The sequence below is a fragment of the Streptomyces sp. NPDC058964 genome (assembly GCF_042741275.1).
GTDB lineage: Bacteria > Actinomycetota > Actinomycetes > Streptomycetales > Streptomycetaceae > Streptomyces.
The window spans coordinates 1-2679 of the sequence record NZ_JBHYKH010000800.1; the positions used below are offsets into that span (position 1 = coordinate 1).

The window sequence follows — 2679 nt, forward strand, 5'->3', positions numbered from 1 at the left end:
GCCGGAGACGATCCACGGCACCACCGGCAGCGCGTCCGCCGCCACGGTATCCGTCGGCTCCTCGGCGGGCGCCTCCTCCACGATGACGTGGACGTTGGTGCCGCTGATGCCGAACGCGGACACGGCGGCCCGGCGCGGGCGGTTCCCGACGGGCCAGGGGCGGTTCTCGGTGAGGAGGGCCACGGAGCCGGCGGACCAGTCGACGTGCGAGGTCGGGGCGTCGATGTGCAGGGAGCGCGGCAGCACGCCCGCGCGCAGTGCCTGCACCATCTTGATGACGCCGGCCGCGCCCGCCGCCGCCTGGGTGTGGCCCAGGTTCGACTTGATCGATCCCAGCCACAGCGGCTCTTCACGGTTCTGGCCGTAGGTGGCGAGCAGAGCCTGCGCCTCGATCGGGTCGCCGAGCACGGTGCCGGTGCCGTGTGCCTCCACGGCGTCGACGTCGTCGGTGGAGAGACCGGCGGCGGCCAGCGCGTCGAGTACGACCTGCTGCTGGGAGGGGCCGCTGGGGGCGGTGAGCCCGTTGCTCGCGCCGTCCTGGTTGATGGCCGAGCCCCGTACCAGCGCGAGCACGCGGTGCCCGTTGCGGCGGGCGTCGGAGAGGCGTTCCAGCAGGAGTACGCCGACGCCCTCCGACCAGCCGGTGCCGTCGGCGGCCTCGGCGAACGGCTTGCACCGGCCGTCGGGCGCGAGCCCGCGCTGCCGGCTGAAGTCGATGAAGGTGTCCGGGGTGGCCATGACCGTGACGCCGCCCGCCAGGGCGAGGGAGCACTCCCCCGCCCGCAGGGCCTGCGCCGCGAGGTGCAGGGTGACCAGGGAGGAGGAGCAGGCCGTGTCGACGGTGACGGCGGGGCCGGTCAGGCCGAGGGCGTAGGCGATCCGGCCGGACAGGACGCTGCCCGCGGTGCCGGTGCCGAGGAAGCCCTCGACGCCGTCGGGCAGGGCGGCGCGGTCCGAGCCGTAGTCGTGGTACATGATGCCCGCGTACACACCGGTACGGCTGCCGCGCGCGGCGACGGGGTCGATGCCCGCGTGCTCGAACGCCTCCCACGAGGTCTCCAGCAGCAGCCGCTGCTGCGGGTCCATGGCGAGGGCCTCACGGGGGCTTATCCCGAAGAAGGCGGCGTCGAACTCGCCAGCCGCGTCGAGGAATCCGCCTTCCTTGGCGTAGCTCTTGCCGAGCGCGCCCGGATCGGGGTCGTAGAGGTTGTCGGTGTCCCAGCCCCGGTCGTCGGGGAAGCCGCGCATGCCGTCGCCGCCGCGGGCGACCAGCCGCCACAGGTCGTCGGGCGAGGCGATGCCGCCGGGGTAGCGGCAGGCCATTCCGACTACAGCGATGGGCTCTCGGGCTCGGGACTCCAGGTCCTCGATGCGCCGACGGGCCTGCATCAGGTCGGCGGTGGCCTTCTTCAGGTAGTCCCGCAGCTTCTGCTCGCGCTCGCCGGAGGCTGCGGTGGATGCGGTGGATGCGGTGGGTCCAGTGGTTGCTGCCATGGTCGTTCAGCTCCCGGTCTCGCCGTCGAGGAGGGCGAAGAGTTCGTCGTCTGTTGCCGCTGCCAGGTCGTCGGCGGCCACCACGGCGTGCCGCGGGGGGGTCGCGTGGACGCCCCCCGCGCCCCCGCGCCGCCCCCCAAGACCAGTGCCTCGCAGAACGGCGTCGGCGGCGCGCCCACGCTGCTGTCGAACGCCGAGACCTTCGCCCAGCTGGCGATCGCCGCCCGCATCGGCCCGGAGCGCTACGGCAACACCGGCCTGTACGACGAGCCGGGCACCGTCATGCTGACGGTCTCCGGAGCCGTCGCCCGCCCGATGGTGATCGAGGCTCCCACGGGCGTGCCGCTGCGCTACATCCTCCAGCTGGCCGGCGCCCCGCCGGTGCCGCAGGGCGTGCTGACCGGCGGCTACCACGGCAAGTGGATCGACGCGGCCACGGTCAACGAGGCGGTCGTCTCCCGCAACTCGCTCGACGCGGTGGGCGGCGCGCTCGGCGCCGGCGCCATTCTGCCGATCTCTCAGGAGACCTGCCCGCTGGGCGAGTCGCTGCGAGTGGCCCAGTGGCTGGCCGAGGAGAGCGCGGGCCAGTGCGGTCCCTGCTACCTCGGGCTGCCGGCCGCCGCGCGCGGCATGGAGGACATCCTCAACGGCGGCGGGCCGGCCGCCCTGGAGGCACTCAAGCAGGTCGCCAAGAACGTGAAGCGGCGCGGTGCGTGCTCGCACCCGGACGGCTCCGCGATGTTCCTGGAGTCCACGATCAAGGCTTTCACCGACGACCTGGCCGCGCATGTCCTCGGCAACGGCTGCGGAAGGCCCGTGGAGGGCGTTCTGCCGCTCTTCGAGGGCGGCAGGATGCCCACGGGCATCCCGGGCGGCGGCGAGCCGGAGGACACCGGCGGCAGCCGCCAGAAGATCTACGTGGACTGGACGCTGTGCCGGGGGCACGGGCTGTGCGCGGACATCCTCCCGGAGGTCTTCCAGCTCGGTGCCGACGGCTTCCCCACCGTCGCCCAGGCGAAGGTGCCGCAGTACGCGGAGGCGAAGGCCCTGCGCGCGGTGCGCCGCTGCCCGGCGCTGGCACTGCGCATCGAGGAGGACACGCGCTCGCAGGCGCCGTCCCGCAATCTGCCGGTCCTCTCCCAGGGCCGCGGCCGCCGCGCCCTCGGCCGCTGAGCGCACGAACGG

Annotated in this window: 1 protein-coding gene and 1 pseudogene; one reads left to right on the forward strand and one right to left on the reverse strand. The window is 73.9% G+C overall.

What is annotated here, in order from left to right:
* A partial coding sequence (locus tag ACFW2E_RS44910) for a type I polyketide synthase (RefSeq protein WP_384477406.1) occupies positions 1–1494 on the reverse strand: 1494 nt, incomplete at its 3' end.
* Between the two features lie 123 nt (positions 1495–1617).
* Here ACFW2E_RS44910 and ACFW2E_RS44915 point away from each other — a divergent pair.
* A pseudogene (locus ACFW2E_RS44915) lies at positions 1618–2667 on the forward strand (NADH-ubiquinone oxidoreductase-F iron-sulfur binding region domain-containing protein); the annotation flags it as partial.
* Positions 2668–2679 lie beyond the last annotated feature (12 nt).